The sequence below is a fragment of the Endozoicomonas sp. SESOKO2 genome (genome assembly GCF_024606245.1).
GTDB lineage: Bacteria > Pseudomonadota > Gammaproteobacteria > Pseudomonadales > Endozoicomonadaceae > Endozoicomonas_A.
Window position 1 is genome coordinate 1 of sequence record NZ_JAHHPQ010000415.1, and the last position, 2,248, is coordinate 2,248.

The following is a 2,248-nucleotide window of genomic DNA, read 5'->3' on the forward strand; positions in this document are numbered from 1 at the left end:
CGGGCATTGACGTCCGCCCCGCCTTCTATCAGAGCCTTCATGTTGTCGATGTTATTGGACCTGGCAGCGAAGTGCAGTGCTGTGGCGCCAAGGGAATTGGCGGCGTTGACCTTCGCCCCTGCGTTGATCAGGAGTTTCAGAATGACGGGATCAGGTTTATCGGCAGCGAATATCAGCGGGGTGTAGCCATCCTCAGCGCGGTCGACGTTGACGTCCGCCCCAGCACTGATCAGGCGTTCAACGGTCTCCTCGTACTGCATAGTGGATGCCACCATCAAAGCAGTGAGATCACCGTGCATAACGGCATTGACATTGACTCCTTCTGCCAGTGACTTATCCAGCTGATCCAAATCCTCATGCCAACATGCATCAAAAAACGCCTCATCGGGGAAAAAATTATCATCGTGAGGTTTATCGGTGTTCTCATTCACCACGGGCATCGGGTTTTGCTTGCACACTTTGCACTGGCGTGAGCCGATGGACTGGGTAACAAAATGCTTCGAAAGACAATCCAGATGGAAGTGGTGACCACATTGGGTTCGATATTCGGGTTTGACGGCCACAGACGCCACATCGTGGCCGTGGAAATCACTCAAACAAATAGCACAGGCATTGTCCTTCGACGTTACGTCAGTGCCCGTGGGTGAAGGGGGTGAAGGGGGTTGAGTAATAGCATCCATAAGTAAAACCTCCGTGTTATTGGATTAATTTGTTCAGATTATTTGACACAAAAAAAATACGATAGTTCAGTTCTGTGGCTATAAAGTTTGCAGTGGCTAAGTCATCACCCATTTCAAACACTCAGAAGATGGAAACACCTGAAAGTTCTGTTTTCTGGATGAGATAACGTCTTTCTTTTGTTCCCTGCCTTGCCTCTGTTCCCTAAATTGCCCCGGCCTTGGGCAATGCTTCCACAATGTCGGTCTTGCCCATTCTGGCTGCGATGGACAGCGCAGTGGCGCCGTCTTCAATTCTGACGGCATTGAGATCCGCCCCAGCGTTGATCAGGATTTTTACGCTGTCAGTATTTCCTTTCTCAGCAGCTTTGAACAGCGGGGTGGCGTCATCCTTACTTCGGGCGTTGAGATTCGCTCCGGCGTTAATCAGAATTTTCAGGCAGTCAATGTTGTTTTGCAGGGCAGCGATAAACAGCGGGGTGACACCCTCCTTAGTCGGAGCGTTGATATCCGCTTTGGCTTCGATCAGGATTTTCACGCAGTCGGTGTTATTGACTTGTGCTGCGATGAACAGCGGGGTGGCGCCATCCTCAGTTGGGGCGTTGAGATCCGCCTTGGCTTCGATCAGGGCTTTCACGCAGTCGGTATAGCCTCTTGCAGCAGCGATGAACAGAGCGTTGCGGCTGTAATGAGTCTGGGCGTTGAGGTTCGCCCTGGCTTCGATCAGGGCTTTTACGCAGTCAATATTATTCATCTCGGTAGCGATGGTCAGTGGGGTGGAGCCGTCTATGGTTCTGGCGGCGTTGAGATCCGCTTCGGCCTTGATCAGAAGTTTTACGCAGTCGGTATTGCCCATCTGGGCAGCAATGAACAGCGGGGTGGTACCATCCGACAAGGCAGCGTTGAGATCCGCCTCTGCTTTGATCAGGATTTTCACGCAGTCGGTCTGATTTTCTTGTGCTGCCATGAACAGCGAGGTGGCACCATTCTTGGTCTGGGCGTTGAGAGCCGCCTTGGCTTCGAGCAGGGCTTTCACACAGCCGGTATGGCCTCTCGCAGCAGCGATGATCAGTGGGGTGGCGCCATTCTCAGTTGGGGGGTTGAGATCCGCCCTGGCTTCGATCAGGGCTTTCACACAGTCGGTATTGCCTTTTGCAGCAGCGGAGAACAGCGGGGTGGCACCATCCTCTGTCCGGGGGTTGAGATTGGCCCTGGCTTCGATCAGGGCTTTCACGCAGTCGATATTGCCCTTCTCGGCTGCGATATACAGCGCGGTGGTGCCATCCGGAAAGGCGGCGTTGAGATCCGCCTTAGCTTCGATCAGGGCTTTCACGCAGTCTGTATTGCCATTCTGTGCAGCCATGAACAGCGAGGTGGCGCCACGCTCAGTCCGGGCGTTGAGATCCGCCCTGGCTTCGACCAAGGCTTTCACGCAGTCGATATGGCCTTTCGCTGCAGCAGTGAAAAGCGGTGTGGTGCCATCCGACAAGGCAGCGTTGAGATCCGCCCCGGCTTTGATCAGGGCTTTCACGCAGTCGGTATGGCCATTTTGTGCAGCGATGATCAGCGGG

General features: G+C 53.9%; 2 protein-coding genes. Both read right to left on the reverse strand.

Translation table 11 applies throughout. From position 1 onward, the window contains the following. On the reverse strand, window positions 1–680 hold a 680-nt coding region (locus KDK17_RS09125), incomplete at its 3' end, for an ankyrin repeat domain-containing protein (protein WP_257287900.1). A 202-nt stretch (window positions 681–882) separates the two neighbouring features. Further along, window positions 883–2,248, reverse strand: a 1,366-nt coding sequence (locus KDK17_RS09130) for an ankyrin repeat domain-containing protein (protein ID WP_257287901.1), incomplete at its 5' end; no start/stop codon positions are given.